The following is a 17,045-nucleotide window of genomic DNA, read 5'->3' on the forward strand; positions in this document are numbered from 1 at the left end:
CGCAAGAGGATCATGACCCAGTTCGCATCTCTGACAAAAAGAAAACCCGGCTGCCGAAGCAGCCGGGTCGATCAGTTCAAACCAAAGAACGAACTGCGTCTTATGCAGCTTCTTCCTGTTCGGTTTCCTCGTTGTCGGCCTTCGCGCCGCGACGCGGACCCTTGTTGAGGTTGGTCTCGATGAGACGCACCGCCTCGGTGTCCGACATCTTGTTCACGGCAGCGATCTCGCGCGCCATCCGGTCGAGCGCCGCCTCGTAGAGCTGACGCTCCGAGTAGGACTGCTCGGGCTGGTTTTCGGCGCGATAGAGGTCACGCACCACTTCCGAGATCGAGATCAGGTCGCCGGAATTGATCTTTGCGTCATACTCCTGCGCACGGCGCGACCACATGGTGCGCTTCACGCGTGCACGCCCCTGCACGACCTTGAGCGCGCGGTCGACATAATCGGTTTCAGACAGCTTGCGCATGCCGATCGACGTCGCCTTGGCGACCGGCACCTTGAGGCGCATCTTGTCTTTCTGGAAGTCGATGACGAAAAGTTCCAGCTTGTGGCCCGCGACTTCCTGCTCCTCGATCGTGACGATCTGTCCAACGCCATGCGCCGGATAGACGATATACTCGCCGGTCTTGAAGCCCTGTCGTGTCGCGGATTTCTTCTGCTGGGTTGCCATACGCCCTGTACTCCTTTTTATGTCCTTGAGGCGCGAACCGGAAGATCCGTGCCCAGACCATGGCCGATGAGCCGGCCAGCCAACTGCCAGAGACAAGACGAGCGAAGCATTCCGAAAGAAGCCCTTGGCCCGGACCCGGTGTCAAAACACCTGCCCGGCCCAGCTTGACTGTTCCGGAAACGCTTCAGCCTTTCAATGATTAGAGCGCTTGCGCCATAAATCGACGTCTGTCATCGGCATGTTGATTGTTTGTAACATAAAAAGTCGAAAGAATCAACAATTTGCCGCATGCGCGAACAACCTCGTCGCAGCAAGCTGCATGGCGAGGTGATGGCGGTACAGAGGTAACGTTGCATCAGTTCCCGCCTTGTCAGTCCCCTTCACCGGGCTCCGCGGAGAAGTATTTTTCGAACTTGCCCTCGACGCCGTCGAACTCTTTCGCATCGGCCGGAGGCTCCTTCTTGGCCGTGATGTTCGGCCATTTGGAGGCATATTCGGTGTTGATCTCGAGCCACTTTTCAAGGCCCGGTTCGGTATCCGGCTTGATGGCATCGGCGGGGCATTCAGGCTCGCAAACGCCACAGTCGATACACTCGTCCGGGTGGATGACGAGCATGTTGTCGCCTTCGTAGAAACAGTCGACCGGACACACCTCGATGCAATCCATATACTTGCACTTGATGCAGTTGTCGGTGACGACATAGGTCATGGAACGGCTCCGGCCGGCAGCATTCTTGTACGATCGGCGGTGAGGTAACGCCTTTGCGGCGGCCACGCAAGGGTGGCGAATGCGCGCAAGCGACTGCTTGGGAAATGAAATTCCATCGCGGCTAAATTCACTCGTCTTCGCGCAAGGCATCCATGCGGCGGCGATCCTTCTTCGTTGGCCTGCCGCTGCCCTGCGGGCGAACCGGCGCGATCGCGTCAGGCACGGCCTCGCCCCCGCTCGCTGGCGGCGGTGTCAGGTCTTCGTAGAGCGTGCGGGCTTCATCGGCAGGTCCGCGCCGCGTGCCAGGATCGAGAACGCGGTAGACGATCACCCGGCGTTCGAGCGTCATCGTCAGCACGTCGCCCGGTTTGATCTGCTGGGACGGCTGGTCGATCTTGTCCCTGTTGAGACGCACGCGGCCCGCCTGGACGAGTTTGGCCGCAAGCGACCGCGATTTGACCACGCGGGCGAAGAACAGCCACTTGTCGATGCGCTGGCGACCGTCGCCCGGCATCTACTTCTTGAGCTGCTCGCGCAATGCTGCGAGCTTGGCGAAAGGCGAATCCGGGTCGATTTTCGCCGGTCGCTCCTCGCGCGGCTTGCCGCCGGGACGCTCGCCCCCACGGCGCTCCTCGCGCCGGTCCGGCCGGCCCTCTCCCTTGCCCTTGAACTTCTTGCCGCGATCCCGGTCGCGATCACGCCCGTCGCCGCCGCGACCCTGGCGTTCGCCGCCCTCGCGCCGCTGTTCGCCCTTGCCGTGATTGGGGCCGTGATTTGGTGCGCCCCGCCCGCGACCATGGCGCTGGCGGCCGTCGTGGCGGACGGGTCGCCACAGCAGGATCGGCTTCGGCTCCTCGACCACGGCCTCATCCTCAGGGGATGCCGTGGCCGGTGCGTTCGACGCCTCTTCGGCAGGCTGCTCTTCGATCGTTGCGGCCGGCCTTGCTTCGCTGACGGACCCGCTGTCGCTCGCAGGCTCGACGGGCGCCACATTGCCTGCGGCTGCGGCTTCGCCCTCGCTGACGGTCGCTGCGTCCGCCGAAGGTTCCTCCGCAGATGCTTCGGCCGGCACATCGACTGCCACCGGCTTGGCTGCAGCGGCAGCCGCCTGCACTGCTGCGACGCGTTCTCGCTCGGCAGTATCGAAGGCATCGAGCCTTGCCTGGACTTCGGCTGCCGGTTTCGCCTCCGCGCGGTAGCCCAGACCCTTGAGGATTTCTTCCATGTCGTCGGCGGTCGCGCCCAGGATCGACATCATCGCCGGGGTGACGGTGAACGCGGCCCCGTCGAACGCGCCTTCGGGGCGCGGGCCGCTTCCCGCCCGCCACGCAAGCGCGGGACGGATGAGGTCGGCCAGACGCTCCAGAATATCGACACGCACCGCACGGCGTCCAAGCGTGCGATAGCCGGCCAATTGGTAGAATGTCGGCTCGTAGGAAGGCTCCACCATGAGCGAAGTGCGGCCGGATGCGAGCGCATTGACCACGTCGCCGAAACCGGGCTTGTCCTTGCCGTCATTGCCCAGCGACCAGAGCAGCGTCACCAGACCGGCCGGGCCGGGCTTCAGCAGCGCGGGCACGAAGATGTGGAACGCGCCGAAACGCACACCCAGCCGCCGCAGCGCAGCGCGCGCTTCCTGGTCGAGCGCCTTGACGTCGTCGGCGACATCGCGCCGGTTGAGCAGCCCGAAATTCTCCGTCAGCCGGAAAGCGATGCCGCGCGCGATGCCGGTGAGCTGCTCGGCGTTGCGTAGGTCGAAAAGCGGCTTGAGCAAAGTTTCGATCTGGTAGCGCACGAAACGCTCTGCCCTCGCGGCAACCTTGTCGCGCGCCGGGCCGGTGAGTTGCTCGTCGGCCAGCAGGATGACGCGCGGCGTTAGCGGGTCCTCTCCCGCCGTCAAAGTCGCAACCGGCGCACCGATCCAGCGCAGCAACCCGTCAGAGGCGAGCGCGAAATCGCCGTTGGCGGCAACCGCGAAGCGTTCAGCCCGCGCGTCGAACTCCTGCGCCAGCGCTTTCTGCGCGGCTGCCTTGACCGCCTTGGCATCCTCTCCGTCGGCCGCCTGATCGGCCGAGAACCGGAACCCCTGCAACGCGCCGACATGATGTCCTTCGACGACGACGTCACCCGACGGGTTTATTTCTGCTTCAAGCATTGCATTTTCTCTCAGGCGCCTCATGAGCACGGAAGTCCTGCGGTCTACGAACCGTTTCGTCAATCGTTCGTGGAGCGCATCTGACAGCTTGTCCTCTATCTCGCGCGTTTTTTCCTGCCAGTGTGCCGGATCGGCCAGCCAGCCGGGCCGATGGGAGACGAAGGTCCAGGTGCGGATCTGTGCGATCCGATGCGACAGCGTATCGATGTCGCCATCGGTCGTGTCGGCGCGGTCCACCTGTTCAGCCATGTAATTTTCGTCGACGTGCCCCTTGCGGGCTAGGTCCAGATAGATGCTGCCGATGATGTCTGCATGCTGCGCGGGCGCAATGCGACGATAGTCCGGCAGAGCACACGCTTCCCACAGCAGCTCGACCCGGCGGGCGTCGGTCGCGAGCCCGCGCACGTCCTCGTCCTGCGACAGATGATCGAGCGCGCGTGCGTCGACCGCCGGCAGCGCCCGCGTCAGACCCTCCACCTGCGGAATGCGGTCGATCGAGCGCTTGAGACTGCCGATGCTCGAGAAATCGAAAGCCGCGGTGCGCCATTGCAGCACCTTCATGGATTCGAAGCTGTGCGATTCGATGCGTTCGACCAGCTCGTCCTCGAGAGGCGCCACCTGTCCCGTGACGCCGAAAGTACCGTCGCGAAGATGACGGCCGGCGCGGCCAGCGATCTGGCCGAGTTCGGCGGCGCTGAGATCGCGGTACTGATAGCCGTCGAACTTGCGGTTCTGGGCGAACGCGACGTGGTCGACGTCCAGATTGAGCCCCATGCCGATGGCGTCCGTCGCAACCAGATAGTCGACGTCGCCGGACTGGTAGAGTTCGACCTGGGCATTGCGGGTGCGTGGGCTGAGCGCGCCAAGCACGACCGCTGCGGCCCCGCGCTGCCGCCGGATCAGTTCGGCGATGCCGTAAACCTCATCTGCGGAGAACGCGACGATGGCGCTGCGGCGCGGCAATCGAGTCAGCTTCTTCTGGCCAGCATAGGCAAGCTGCGACATGCGCGGGCGCGTGACCACCGAAATCCCACGCAGCAGCTTCTCCAGAATCCCGCGCATCGTGGCCGCGCCCAGCAACAGGGTCTCCTGCCGGCCACGCAGATGCAGGATGCGGTCGGTGAAAATGTGCCCGCGCTCGAGATCGGCCGCCAGTTGCACCTCGTCGATCGCCACGAAGGCGGCGTCCGTCTCGCGCGGCATCGCCTCGACCGTGCACACCGAATAGCGCGCGCCCGGCGGCACAATCTTCTCTTCGCCGGTGATCAGCGCGACCTTCTCGGCCCCTACCTTCTCGCACACGCGCGCATAGACCTCGCGCGCAAGCAGCCGCAACGGCAGCCCGATGACCCCGCTCTCATGCGCGACCATCCGCTCGATTGCCAGATGGGTCTTGCCGGTGTTGGTCGGTCCGAGCACGGCGGTGACATCCCGTCCGGAAAGGACGAGCGGCGCGTCTGTTCTGGTCTGGATGTTCATCGTACGAGGTCGGCCTCTTGCCGCGCCGCAAAGCGGTGGACGCTTCCGTTAGCATGTCTGCACGGTGCAACGGAAGATGCCGGCGCGCCTTCTAGATAGGTCGTAAGGCTCGCCAAGCCAACGCAGCAACCAGCGTTTTTAACGGTTGGAACGAGTCTGGAACGAATCGGCTACGAATCGCTGACTTTCGCATGTTCCCGCTTTGATCACCGCAACATATAGAGATATGCCACACATTGGTCACCACATGCGGAATCTGCGCAAGAACCATTTTCCCTGGCGGGACCAAACCCGTTAACTTTTTGCGGCGGCAGCTGCTGAATTGGCGCTCTGGCATCGTCAACAGCGCCGCAAGCTTCAGAATTCGTTAGTGAATTTTTTACGCACTGTTAACCCTGTGGCTGCGTCGGCGCATTGTCCGTTAACGTTCCGGCCAAACACGGAACGAACCGGCGACGAATCACTGACTTCTGCATTTTCCTGCTTTGTTCACCGCAAGATGTTGTGTCATGCACCGCTTTTCCACCGTAATTCCACAGGCTGTGCACGGCATTTCCACAGGAGCAGCAGTCAGGCGTTAACCACTTACGCTCGGAACCAGTCTGTTCTTGCGCACTCGCTGCTGGGTTGTTGCATGCGTCGGGTCAACAGCTTCGCCCAAAAAGAGACGGCCCCATGGGGGCCGCTTCTTTCCGTAAGCAGAAACGTGGCTCAGACGAAGAACTGCCCACCATTGGCTGAAATGGTCGAGCCGGTGATGAAGCCTGCGTCATCCGAGGCCAGGAAGGCGACGATCCGTGCAATCTCCTCCGGCTCGCCCAGCCGGCCGACCGGGATCTGCGGGATGATGCGCTCGTTGAGCACTTTCTCGTCGATCGCCTTGACCATTTCGGTTGCGATGTAGCCCGGGCAGATCGCGTTCACCGTAATGCCGGCGCGTGCGCCTTCCTGCGCCAACGCCTTGGTGAATCCGAGATCGCCGGCCTTGGCCGCCGAATAGTTCGCCTGCCCCGCCTGGCCCTTCTGGCCGTTAATGGACGAGATCGTGATGACACGGCCGAACTTACGGTCGCGCATGCCTGACCACAGCGGATGCGTCATGTTGAATACGCCGTTGAGATTGGTATCGATGACCTCGCGCCACTGCTGCGGCGTCATCTTGTGAAACATGCCGTCGCGGGTGATGCCGGCATTGTTGACCAGAATATCGACGGGGCCGAGATCGGCCTCGACCTGCTTGATCCCCTCGACGCAGGCGTCGTAGTCGGCGACCGACCATTTATAGACCGGAATACCCGTCTCTTCCTTGAACTTCGCAGCCGCTTCGTCGTTGCCGGCATAGTTCGCGGCCACCTTGTAGCCTGCCTGCTTCAACCCTGCCGATATGGCCGCGCCGATGCCGCGCGAGCCCCCGGTGACAATTGCCGTCCTGGTCATGTGGTTCCTCCTCCCAATTTAGCGAATAAGGAATAGGGGACCAAGGCAGTAGGGATGGCGCTTCTGGTCGCTCTTTCCCCCTACGGCCCTACTCGCCATATTGCCTTACCGACCTCTTCGCTCAGTTCATCGCTTCAACGCACATCGCGACGCCCATGCCGCCGCCGATGCAGAGCGTTGCCAGGCCCTTCTTCGCGCCGCGCCGCTTCATCTCGTAGACCAGCGTGTTGAAGATGCGCGCGCCAGATGCCCCGATCGGGTGACCGATGGCGATCGCGCCGCCGTTCACGTTCACGATGTCCGGGTTCCAGCCCATGTCCTTGTTGACCGCACAGGCCTGCGCGGCAAAAGCCTCGTTGGCTTCGACCAGATCGAGGTCCTCGACCTTCCAGCCCGCCTTCTCGAGCGCCTTGCGCGATGCCGGGATCGGGCCGGTGCCCATGATTTTAGGATCGACGCCTGCCGTCGCCCAGGAAACGACGCGCGCCAGCGGCGTGATGCCCCGACGATGAGCCTCGTCCTCCGTCATCAGGACGACTGCGGCGGCGCCGTCGTTGATGCCGGACGCGTTACCGGCGGTCACCGTGCCCTCCTTGTCGAAGGCGGGCCGCAATTTCTGCATGGCTTCCAGGGTCGCGCCGTGGCGGATATATTCGTCGTCGCCGACCACGACCTCGCCCTTGCGGGTCTTGATCGTCACTGGAACGATTTCATCCTTGAAACGCCCGGCCTTCTGGGCGGCTTCGGCCTTGTTCTGCGAGGCGACCGCGAATGCGTCCTGCTCGTCCCGCGTGAGCTGCCACTGCCGGGCGACGTTCTCGGCCGTATTGCCCATATGATAGCCGTTGAAGGCGTCCCAGAGCCCGTCGCGGATCATCGTGTCGATCATCGAGTAGTCGCCCATCTTCACGCCAGCGCGCAGATGCGCGCAATGGGTCGAAAGCGACATCGATTCCTGCCCGCCGGCGACGATGATGCCGGCATCGCCGCTGGCGATCTGCTGCATGCCGATGGCGATTGTGCGCAGGCCCGAGCCACAGACCTGATTGAGCCCCCAGGCGGAAGCTTCCTTCGGAACGCCGGCGGCAATCGCGGCCTGGCGCGCCGGGTTCTGCCCCTGGCCCGCCGTCAGCACCTGACCAAGAATGACCTCGTCCACTTCCGCCGCATCGACGCCGGCACGGGCAAGCGCCTCGCGGATTGCCACGGCGCCAAGCTCGTGCGCCGGGGTTGCTGCAAATGCGCCGTTGAAGGAGCCGACGGGCGTGCGCGCGGCACTGGCGATGACGATGGCGGGAGCGGACATGGCGGTTTCCTCGAACTCGTTGGCATGTTGGCCTCTACTCATGTTTCTTGCCCGATCACGGGCACGAGTCAAACCGGAATGTGAGGCCGGCGGTCTTGCACTGCACAAAGCGCTTTCATTTGCCGGTCATTTGCGCATATCCTGACGATCAGGGTCGCAGATGGGCCTTGTACGACGTCTGTGTAGCCGCATTCCGGGAGGTCATGAATGCCCGCAAAAGACGATCCGGTGGTGATTAAAAAATACGCCAACCGCCGCCTCTACAACACGGGCACCAGCACCTATGTGACGCTGGAAGATCTGGCGGAAATGGTGAAGAAGGGCGAGGAATTCACCGTCCAGGACGCCAAGAGCGGCGAGGATATCACCCATCCGGTGCTTACCCAGATCATCTTCGAGCTGGAGAACAAGGACGGGCAGAACATGCTGCCGATCCCGTTCCTGCGCCAGCTCATAGCCTTCTACGGCGACCAGATGCAGATGGTCGTGCCGAGCTTCCTCGAGCAGTCGATGATGGCGTTCGCCAAGGAGCAGGAACGCTTTCGCGAACAGATGAAGGACGCCATCGGCAAGTCGCCGATGGAGATGATGAAGATCACGACCCCGATCAAGGCGATCGAGGAACAGACGCGCCGCAACGTCGAGCTCTTCCAGAACGCCATGCGCATGTTCACGCCATTTCCGCCGCAGACGACGCAGGACACGACTGAGGAAGACGTTGCCGGCGACAAGCCTGACGACCTTCAGGACCTGAAGGATCAGATCGCGGCCATGCAGCGCAAACTCGACCAGATGGGGCGTGGATAGGCGCTGATCAGGCGCCTGTTGGTTTGTCTTGATCGCTCGGCTCGCGCAGCGCGCTTGTTTCCGCCGGCGACAGGTGCTCGACGATCTGCACGATGCTGGTCAATTCGATCTCCGGATAATGCTCGCGCATGCCTACGAGCATTACGGTGTCCGGCCATTCCTCCTCCCGCCCAAGGAAGGCGGCCGCTTCGCTGAGCGGCATATCCGTGCATCTCGTGACCCACACGACGGCAGACCTGCAATCATCGCCTTCGCAGACATAGGTCATCAGGCCCGGCTCGATGCGATGCTCGCGCCAGCGGATGGTGGAAGTCTTTTCGCCGCTTTCCACCAAGGGGAACAGTCGGGCGACGACCTTCAGGGTCTGCATCGGTATCTCCAGAAATAGATGTCAGGCAGCGTTACCAGCCCAGCGCGCAACCGTCCTTGCGCGGATCGGACCCGCCGACGAGGAACCCGTTCTCATCGTCGATGACGATCATCTGCCCGCCGCCATGCGGTGCGCCGGCGTCGCGCACCTGATGTCCCCGCGCAACCAGATCGCTGCGGATCTGCGCCGGAATCCCGCCTTCCGCGTCGAGAATACCGTCATCGCCCCAGAACAGCCGAGGGTGATCGAGCGCTTCCTGAGCGTCCATGCCGCGGTCGACCAGGTTGGAAAAGACGTGGGCGTGCCCCATAGGCTGGTAGTCGCCGCCCATCACACCGAAAGAGACTGCAGCACGCCCATTCTTCATAGCCATCGCGGGAATGATCGTGTGCATCGGTCGCTTCCCGCCACCGAGCTCGTTTGGGTGTCCCTCGTCGAGCGTAAAACAGCCGCCCCGGTTTTGAAGCGCGATCCCGGAACGCGGCGTGACCACTTTGGAGCCGAAAGCGCTATAGACCGAATTGATGAAAGAGACGGCGCGCCGGTCGCGATCGACCACCGTCAGATAGACCGTGTCCGACCGCGCCATTTCCGGCAGGACAACGGACGGATTGCGTCGCTCCGCGCTCAACTGCGCGCCGAGCGCCCGGATGAAGCTGTCGGAAAGCAGCTCCTCCGGTGTCCGCGTCATCGTTGCGGGGTCGGAAACAAGATGATCGCGCACGGAATAAGCGAGGCGTGCCGCCTCGATCTCCATGTGATAGCGCTCCGCACTGCCCGTGGGGAGGTTGCCGATACCGTGCGCCTCCATCAGCCGCAGCAGGATAAGCGCCGTCACGCCCTGCCCGCTGGGCGGAATTTCGAGCACGTCATACCCGCCGTAGGAAACGGAGAGCGGCGTCACCCAGTCAGCAGCGACGGCGGCAAGGTCCTCTTCGCTGAGGAAGCCGCCCTGCCCACGAACGGTCGCGGCCATCTCGGCTGCGATCTCACCTTCGTAGAATGCCCTTGCACCGTCCTTGGCGATGGCCCGCAAAGTCGCGCCAAGCGCCGGAAAGCGAAATCGCGTGCCGGCCGCCGGTGCATCCCCGTCACGTAGACAGTGGATCGCCGCGCCGCGATCGCTACGCAGCGCCGGAACATGCAGTGCCCAGTCGCGAGCAACCCGCGCATGAACCGCAAAGCCCTCCTCGGCGTAGCGGATCGCATCGGCGAATAGCCGGTCGAACCCCATCGTGCCGAAGCGTGTACTCAGGCGAGACCAGGCATCCACCGCGCCCGGCGCCGTCACTGCATGGACGCCCGTTTGCGGCATCGAGGCAAAACCATTGTCGCGATACCAGGCCGGATCGGAGGCGGCTGGCGCGCGGCCTGAACCGTTGAGCCCATGAACGGTGCCGTCGGGCTCGGCGAGAATGACGAAGCAATCACCGCCGATGCCGGTCATATGCGGCTCGACAACGCATAGTGTTGCGGAAGCTGCGATAGCGGCATCGACCGCATTGCCGCCTTCCTTCAGCACGGCAAGCGCTGTTGCCGTAGCCAGCGGGTGCGACGTTGCCGCCATGCCGTTTTCCGCAATGACGGGTGACCGTCCGGGCTGGTCGAAATCGCGCATGCTCAGCTCCGGTCTGTTAGCGGAAATTCACGTCGCGCGAGGCAGCACGGAGCGACACCGCGAACCCCGCCAGAACGTCGACAAGCGTGATCGCCATCAGGATGAAGAACAGCGAGCTGGCCGCCTGCCGCACGAGCAGGAACTCAACGAGGAACGCCACGAAAACGAAGGTCGAAAGCAGGTGGTCGACCACGGAAGCGTTCGACGTACGGGTCGCCTTGACGATCTCGACGAACAGCAGCGCCAGCGCAAGCAGCACCATCATATCGGCGAGGCTCATGGCCCATATGCCGCCCGAAAGCATGGTCAGCGAGAACATCTCCGCCTGCCACGGATCACCGAGATCGCCGAACAGTCCCGCAAGACCGAGGTTAAAGACGACGAAGGGAACGATCATCAGCGGGATATGGGCGAACATGGCGGGCTCCGGACACGTGGGTTACCTTGTAGCGCGAAAAACCGCTGCGCGGTCAAGCATCTGCTTCAAGCGGGAGACCACGAATCACCCGCTTCCAGACACTCATGATGAGGCGTGCCGCAGCGTTGATCTGTTCCGGATCGATACAGTTTCGATCAAAATTAACCATCCTGTTAAGCTTCAGTTAAGCTTTACATGGCATTACTGTGTGCATCCAGTGATCTGGATTCTTACCGAGTGGCTGGGCCACTCCGTTTGACGCCTCCCTGTTAACTCCTGAGAGCCGCCTTTGCGGCTCTTTTTTTGTGCCCGGTTCCCTTATTTCCGCCATCTCGACCGCGTTAACCTTTCGTTAAACACGTGCTTGCCTTCGGAAGGCCGAGGGATCAAAGTCCGGTCGATATCGTTTAGGCACCGGCGACCGAGAGCCGGGACCGCCGGACGAGGGAATGCAGCGTCAGTAAATTCGCGGGGTGCAAGGTCATGCAAGAGCAGGGTCACGGGGAAACCAACACGGTCAAGCTCGCCGAGAGGCGCGTCTTTTCCAGTTCCTTCAAGCCCCTCTACAATGAAGGCATGACGCTGGTTGAACGGGCTGCCGAATATCTAGACGGTGAAGGCCGCGCTGCCGCAAAGACGCTGACGCGCGTCGGCGCGACATTATACGCTGCAGAGTCGATGCGGCTGACTACACGGCTGATGCAGATTGCCTCGTGGCTGCTGCTCCAGCGCGCTGCGAACTCCGGTGAGATGACCCGCGACCAGGTAGCCGCCGAGAAGGCCAAAGTACGGCTCGACACGACCTCAGCACCGACCGACACGGCTGGCTGGGCAGAATTGCCGGACACCTTCCGCACGATCGTCGATCATTCGCTGCGTCTTCAGGCGCTGGTGCGTCGTATGGACGACGAGATCTACGGCGAGTCGGCGAGCCAGCGCTACGTGGCGCCGCAGCGCGGCAACCCGGTGTCTGACCAGATCAATCTGCTGCACACGGCTTTCGCCCGCGGGTAGTCGCTATCCGGCCAGTTGGCGGGCAATTGCATCGAAAACGCTATCGAAGGCAGGCAGCGCCAGCAGCGCGGCCATGACGACGAGTACGAAGGTCACCATCCGGTAGAGCCATTCGCCGCCTCGGGAAAACATCGCCCAGCCTGCCATAATACCCACGAAATAGGCAGGCGCAGCCAGCAGCCCCAGCGTGACGACGTCGCGCTGGAACAACCCGGCAAACCAGAGATTGCCGATCGAGACGAACTCCCCGAGTAGGAACAGCGACAGCAGGTTGGCCCTGATGATGGCGGCCGGGAGCCCGCTCGCCATCCAGTAGGCGATGACGGGCGGGCCAGGTATCGAGGCCACGCCGGAGAGCACGCCCGCCACACCGCCAACGCACAGCGAAGTGAGCCGGTTGCGCGGACCCTTATAGCGCCAGCCCGTCCACAACACGAAGACGCAGCACAGGATTGCGCCACAGATCATCCAGCGCAGCACCGTCTCGTCGCCATGTGTCAGCAGCCAGATGCCCGCCGGGAACAGAAGGAACAGTCCGAGCGTGACCGGCAGCACTTCCTGCCAGCGCGCGATGCGCAGCGCCGGCACCGTGACAGGCACGGATGGCAGCGAGTCGATGATGACGATTATGACCAGGGCCGCCTTCGGCCCATACAAGGCACCCGCCACCGGAGCCACGATCATGCCGGTGCCGAAGCCGGACAGTCCCTTGGCAACGCCGGCAACAAGCACGACTGCCAGCAGGGTCATCATCGAAAGGTCGAGCGGCGGAAGGTTCATCTTGTGCGGCTGTATGCGATCGGAAGTTGCGGCAAGGCGATACAGCCCGAGACCTCATAGAGACAGTGCAAGAGGGAACCGCAACGCTGGTCCAGCACACAATCCTGCCATTTGTTGCTGGTTTGTTCACTTTTCCATGGCATTGCCCGATGATCGGACTAGGGTGACATCATGAACGACACGATTCGCGTCATCGGTATCGACCCTGGCCTGCGCCGCACCGGCTGGGGTGTGGTGGAGGCACAGGGCAACACGCTGCGCTTTGTCGCGGCCGGCACGGTGCGCTCGAACGACAAGGACGACCTCGCATCTCGCCTGCGTCAGATCCACGACGGGCTGTCTGCAATCGTGCACGGGCAGATGCCGCACGAGGCGGCCGTCGAGCAGACATTCGTCAACAAGGATGCGACCGCGACGCTGAAACTCGGCCAGGCACGCGGTGTCGCGATGCTGGTGCCGGCGCTGGCCGGCCTGCAGGTTTCGGAATATGCACCCAACGCCGTCAAGAAGGCGGTGATCGGCGTCGGCCATGGCGACAAGAAGCAGATCCACATGATGGTGCGCGTGCTGATGCCGCGAGCATCCTTCGACAGCGACGATGCAGCGGATGCGCTCGCCATCGCCATCTGCCATGTTCACCATCGCCAGAGCGTGACGGGGCGGCTGGCGGCGGCCGCACTTGCGGCGGCCGGTTAAAACAACGAGCGGGTGGCGGGGATGATCGGCAAGCTCAAGGGAACGGTCGACGAGATCGACGAGGATCACTGCATTATCGACGTTCACGGCGTCGGCTATGTTGCTTATTGCCCGGCTCGTACGCTGGCGGCGCTGCCCGGCAGGGGCGAGGCGGCCGTGCTCTTCATCGAGACCTATGTGCGCGAGGACATGATCCGGCTCTACGGCTTCGCGACGGAGCTGGAGCGGGAGTGGTTCCGCCTGCTGCAAAACAATGTCCAGGGCGTCGGCGCCAAGGTCGCGCTGGCGGTGCTGTCGACCCTGTCGCCTTCGGAACTCGCCAACGCGATCGCGCTGCGCGACATCGCCATGGTGGCCAGGGCGCCGGGCGTCGGCAAGAAGGTAGCCGAGCGCATCGTCACCGAGCTCAAATCGAAGGCGCCCGCCTTCGCGGGCGACGCATCCGGCACGATCGGCTTCAAGCAGGAGATCGGCGAAGGCGTGGCGCCAGCGCCGGTGGCCGATGCGATCTCGGCGCTGACCAATCTCGGCTATTCGCGCGACATGGCCGCAAATGCCGTCGCCGCAGCCATGAAAGCCGCCGGCGAAGATGCCGATTCCGCCAAGCTCATCCGGCTCGGCCTGAAGGAGCTGGCGCGGTGAGCAGGCTTGTGCCGAAGCGCGCCGCGTGAAATGAAAAAGCCATGAACACCGCTCCCCGCCTCATATCGGCAGACAAGCGCGGCGAGGACGTCGAGCAAACGCTACGTCCGCAGTCGCTGGACGAATTCGTCGGCCAGGCGGCGGCGCGCGCCAACCTCAAAGTCTTCATCGAAGCCGCCAAGAATCGCGGCGAGGCGCTCGACCACGTGCTGTTCGTCGGCCCGCCGGGCCTCGGCAAGACCACGCTGGCGCAGATCATGGCGCGCGAGCTGGGCGTCAATTTTCGCTCGACCTCCGGTCCGGTCATCGCCAAGGCCGGCGACCTTGCGGCCCTTCTGACCAATCTCGAGGATCGCGACGTCCTGTTCATCGACGAGATCCATCGTCTCAACCCGGCAGTGGAAGAAATCCTCTATCCTGCAATGGAGGATTTTCAGCTCGACCTCATCATCGGCGAGGGCCCGGCGGCCCGGTCGGTGAAGATCGACCTCGCGCGCTTCACGCTCGTTGCTGCCACCACCCGCCTGGGGCTCATCACCAACCCGTTGCGTGACCGTTTCGGCATTCCGGTGCGGCTCGACTTCTATACCGTCGAGGAACTGGAATTGATCGTGCGGCGCGGGGCCCGCATCCTGTCCTTGGCGATGGACGACGATGGTGCCACCGAGATCGCGCGGCGCGCGCGTGGCACCCCGCGTATCGCCGGTCGCCTGTTGCGGCGCGTGCGGGATTTCGCCTCCGTCGCCGGCGCCGAGGTTGTCGACCGCAAGGTGGCCGATGCGGCTTTGACGCGACTCGAGGTCGACGCGCTCGGCCTCGACAATCTCGACAGGCGCTATCTTGGCATGATCGCCCGCAATTTCGGCGGCGGGCCGGTCGGCATCGAAACGATCGCGGCCGGCCTTTCCGAACCGCGCGACGCGATCGAAGACATCATCGAGCCCTATCTGATCCAACAGGGGTTCATCCAGCGCACGCCGCGCGGTCGTGTGCTCACCGCCAATGCATGGCGTCATCTGGGGCTGGATGCACCCGCCAACATCGCCCAGCAGCAGATCAACCTGTTTCAGGAAGAATGAGCGCTAACGAAACCATACCCGCCGGGCTCTCCGGCGAACTGACCGATTACGGGCATCGCCTCGACGCGCGCGTCTACTATGCCGACACGGATTTCTCCGGCGTCGTCTATCATGCCCGCTACCTGGAATTCTTCGAGCGCGGCCGTTCGGATTTCCTGCGCCTTGCCGGGGTGCACCACACTGAGCTTGCCGACGGCAAGCATGGCGAAAAGCTCGTCTGGGTGGTCAAGCGCATGGAAATCGATTTTCGCGCCCCTGCCCGCATCGACGACATCCTGATTGTGGAAACCCGCACCGAGAAGGTGTCCGGCGCGCGTATCTTCATGGCGCAGCAACTCAAGCGCGGCGAGGAGCTGCTGGTCGAGGCAAAAGTAGAGGCTGCGATCATCTCCGAGAGCGGCCGGCCGCGCAGGTTTCCCAGGGAATGGGTAGCCGCCTTCATGCCGCGCTCCTGAGCAGACCCGCATAACAGATCCTTAACCTTAACGGTCCATCAAGATCGTGGTGAACATCGCGTGAATCCGACGCGCCTTCGTTTCACCAAATTTGGCCCGGAAAAGGCCGAAACCGCGCATTGAGGGCGAGTTCGGACCGACGACGGACCGAGGTCGATAGGGAATGATGCGCACGGGCAGCCGCTGGCGAATGCCCGACACTCTTTAGGGACTAAGGATTCATGGAACAAATGGCTCTTGCCGCGCCCGGCGGCGACCACTCCATATGGGCCCTGTTCATGCAGGCCGGCTGGGTTGTCAAGCTGGTGATGATCGGCCTTATAGCTGCATCGGTCTGGACCTGGGCCATCATCGTCGACAAGCTGCTCGCCTATGGCCGCATGCGCGCTTCGCTGAGCCGCTTCGAGGAGGTCTTCTGGTCGGGGCAGTCGCTCGAAGATCTCTACCGGTCACTTTCTGAACGCAAGACGACAGGCATGGGCTCGATCTTCGTCGCCGCCATGCGTGAATGGAAGAAGAGCTTCGAAAAGGGCGTGAAATCGCCGCTCAGCCTACAGACCCGAATCGACAAGGCGATGGACCTGGCACTGACGCGCGAGATGGAGCGTCTCGAAGGGCGGCTCGGCTTCCTCGCTTCCGTCGGTTCTGCCGCACCCTTCATCGGGCTGTTCGGCACCGTGATCGGCATCATGACCTCTTTCCAGGCGATCGCAGGTTCCGGCGCCACCAATCTCGCCGTTGTCGCGCCCGGTATCGCCGAAGCTCTTCTGGCGACGGCACTCGGCCTGCTGGCGGCTATTCCCGCGACCATCGCCTACAACAAGCTGTCGTCCGACGCGGGCAAGATCGGGCTGCGTATGGAAGGCTTCGCCGACGAGTTCTCGGCCATACTGTCGCGGCAAATCGATGAAAAGGTCGTCACGCGGGCGGCGGCTTAGGAGCGGGTTCCATGGGAATGTCAATCGGCCAGACCGGCGGACGCGGTGGACGCGGCCACAGAAGACGCGGGCGGCACCATAAGCTGGTGTCGGAGATCAACGTCACGCCATTCGTCGACGTGATGCTGGTCCTGCTCATCATCTTCATGGTCGCAGCACCCCTGCTCACGGTCGGCGTGCCAATCGAACTGCCCGAAACGCAGGCCCGCGCTCTGAATGCTGAGACGCAGCCCATCACCGTATCGGTCAATCGGGAAGGTCAGATATATCTTCAGGAAACCGAGATCGCGATCGACGAGATCGTTCCCAAGCTGCAGGCCATCGCTCAGACGGGCTACGAGGAGCGTATTTTCGTGCGCGGTGACCGCGATGCCGATTATGGCACGGTCATGCGCGTCATGGCGCGCATATCGTCGGCAGGTTACCGCAACCTGGGCCTTGTGACGCTGCAGGAACAGGATAGCTGAAA

General features: G+C 63.0%; 18 protein-coding genes. 8 read left to right on the forward strand and 10 right to left on the reverse strand.

The annotated features are described in order from the left end of the window. Positions 1-100: 100 nt before the first annotated feature. From ACVJNE_RS18445 to ACVJNE_RS18470, 6 genes are all read right to left on the reverse strand, one after another. The gene (locus ACVJNE_RS18445; protein WP_173194658.1) at positions 101-673 is read right to left on the reverse strand and encodes a CarD family transcriptional regulator; all 573 of its coding nucleotides are present in this window, start codon (positions 671-673) and stop codon (positions 101-103) included. A gap of 370 nt (positions 674-1,043) precedes the next feature. Continuing rightward, complete coding sequence (fdxA, locus tag ACVJNE_RS18450) at positions 1,044-1,382, reverse strand: ferredoxin FdxA (protein WP_499567938.1); 339 nt, start codon at positions 1,380-1,382, stop codon at positions 1,044-1,046. 127 nt (positions 1,383-1,509) lie between these two features. Next, complete coding sequence (locus tag ACVJNE_RS18455; RefSeq protein WP_499567940.1) at positions 1,510-1,896, reverse strand: RNA-binding S4 domain-containing protein; 387 nt, start codon at positions 1,894-1,896, stop codon at positions 1,510-1,512. After that, positions 1,897-5,016, reverse strand: coding sequence for a helicase-related protein (locus ACVJNE_RS18460; protein WP_499567941.1), 3,120 nt, complete (start codon positions 5,014-5,016; stop codon positions 1,897-1,899). It lies immediately after the preceding gene. A 711-nt stretch (positions 5,017-5,727) separates the two neighbouring features. Continuing rightward, a complete protein-coding gene (gene phbB, locus ACVJNE_RS18465; protein WP_368803370.1) occupies positions 5,728-6,453 on the reverse strand; it encodes an acetoacetyl-CoA reductase in 726 nt (241 codons plus the stop codon). A gap of 121 nt (positions 6,454-6,574) precedes the next feature. Then, positions 6,575-7,759 (reverse strand): acetyl-CoA C-acetyltransferase, encoded by a 1,185-nt coding sequence (locus tag ACVJNE_RS18470; protein ID WP_499568140.1) that lies wholly within the window; start codon positions 7,757-7,759, stop codon positions 6,575-6,577. 207 nt (positions 7,760-7,966) lie between these two features. Here ACVJNE_RS18470 and phaR point away from each other — a divergent pair, with 207 nt between their 5' ends. Next, entirely contained in the window at positions 7,967-8,566 is a 600-nt protein-coding gene (gene phaR, locus ACVJNE_RS18475; RefSeq protein WP_499567943.1) for a polyhydroxyalkanoate synthesis repressor PhaR, read from the forward strand. A 7-nt stretch (positions 8,567-8,573) separates the two neighbouring features. Here the strand turns inward: phaR and ACVJNE_RS18480 are convergent, their stop codons facing one another. Genes ACVJNE_RS18480 through ACVJNE_RS18490 form a run of 3 tightly spaced genes read right to left on the reverse strand, consistent with a single transcriptional unit; the run spans position 8,574 to position 10,972 of the window. Continuing rightward, positions 8,574-8,936, reverse strand: a complete 363-nt coding sequence (locus tag ACVJNE_RS18480) for an ASCH domain-containing protein (RefSeq protein WP_499567945.1) — start codon at positions 8,934-8,936, stop codon at positions 8,574-8,576. Between the two features lie 31 nt (positions 8,937-8,967). Beyond that, positions 8,968-10,554: a gamma-glutamyltransferase family protein gene (locus tag ACVJNE_RS18485; protein ID WP_499567947.1), complete on the reverse strand. Its 1,587-nt coding sequence runs from the start codon at positions 10,552-10,554 to the stop codon at positions 8,968-8,970. Between the two features lie 16 nt (positions 10,555-10,570). Continuing rightward, entirely contained in the window at positions 10,571-10,972 is a 402-nt protein-coding gene (locus ACVJNE_RS18490) for a hypothetical protein (protein ID WP_499567949.1), read from the reverse strand. A gap of 483 nt (positions 10,973-11,455) precedes the next feature. Here ACVJNE_RS18490 and rcdA point away from each other — a divergent pair, with 483 nt between their 5' ends. Then, positions 11,456-11,986, forward strand: a complete 531-nt coding sequence (rcdA, locus tag ACVJNE_RS18495; RefSeq protein WP_499567951.1) for a protease adaptor protein RcdA — start codon at positions 11,456-11,458, stop codon at positions 11,984-11,986. 3 nt (positions 11,987-11,989) lie between these two features. Here rcdA and ACVJNE_RS18500 read toward each other — a convergent pair whose 3' ends face one another. After that, complete coding sequence (locus tag ACVJNE_RS18500) at positions 11,990-12,766, reverse strand: TSUP family transporter (protein WP_499567953.1); 777 nt, start codon at positions 12,764-12,766, stop codon at positions 11,990-11,992. Positions 12,767-12,937: 171 nt separating this feature from the next. Here ACVJNE_RS18500 and ruvC point away from each other — a divergent pair, with 171 nt between their 5' ends. The 6 genes from ruvC to tolR all read left to right on the forward strand — a co-directional run bounded on the left by ruvC (position 12,938) and on the right by tolR (position 17,043). Beyond that, complete coding sequence (gene ruvC, locus ACVJNE_RS18505) at positions 12,938-13,462, forward strand: crossover junction endodeoxyribonuclease RuvC (RefSeq protein ID WP_368803365.1); 525 nt, start codon at positions 12,938-12,940, stop codon at positions 13,460-13,462. 21 nt (positions 13,463-13,483) lie between these two features. Then, the gene (ruvA, locus tag ACVJNE_RS18510; protein WP_499567955.1) at positions 13,484-14,104 is read left to right on the forward strand and encodes a Holliday junction branch migration protein RuvA; all 621 of its coding nucleotides are present in this window, start codon (positions 13,484-13,486) and stop codon (positions 14,102-14,104) included. Positions 14,105-14,145: 41 nt separating this feature from the next. Next, on the forward strand, positions 14,146-15,183 hold the full coding sequence (gene ruvB / locus ACVJNE_RS18515) for a Holliday junction branch migration DNA helicase RuvB (protein ID WP_499567957.1): 1,038 nt from the start codon (positions 14,146-14,148) through the stop codon (positions 15,181-15,183). Further along, positions 15,180-15,638, forward strand: coding sequence for a tol-pal system-associated acyl-CoA thioesterase (gene ybgC / locus ACVJNE_RS18520; RefSeq protein WP_499567959.1), 459 nt, complete (start codon positions 15,180-15,182; stop codon positions 15,636-15,638). Before ruvB ends, ybgC begins: the two co-directional genes overlap by 4 nt. Positions 15,639-15,859: 221 nt before the next feature. Then, complete coding sequence (gene tolQ / locus ACVJNE_RS18525; protein WP_421927053.1) at positions 15,860-16,576, forward strand: protein TolQ; 717 nt, start codon at positions 15,860-15,862, stop codon at positions 16,574-16,576. An 11-nt stretch (positions 16,577-16,587) separates the two neighbouring features. Next, positions 16,588-17,043, forward strand: coding sequence for a protein TolR (tolR, locus tag ACVJNE_RS18530; RefSeq protein WP_499567961.1), 456 nt, complete (start codon positions 16,588-16,590; stop codon positions 17,041-17,043). Positions 17,044-17,045 lie beyond the last annotated feature (2 nt).

This window comes from Mesorhizobium sp. DxT (assembly GCF_058448885.1).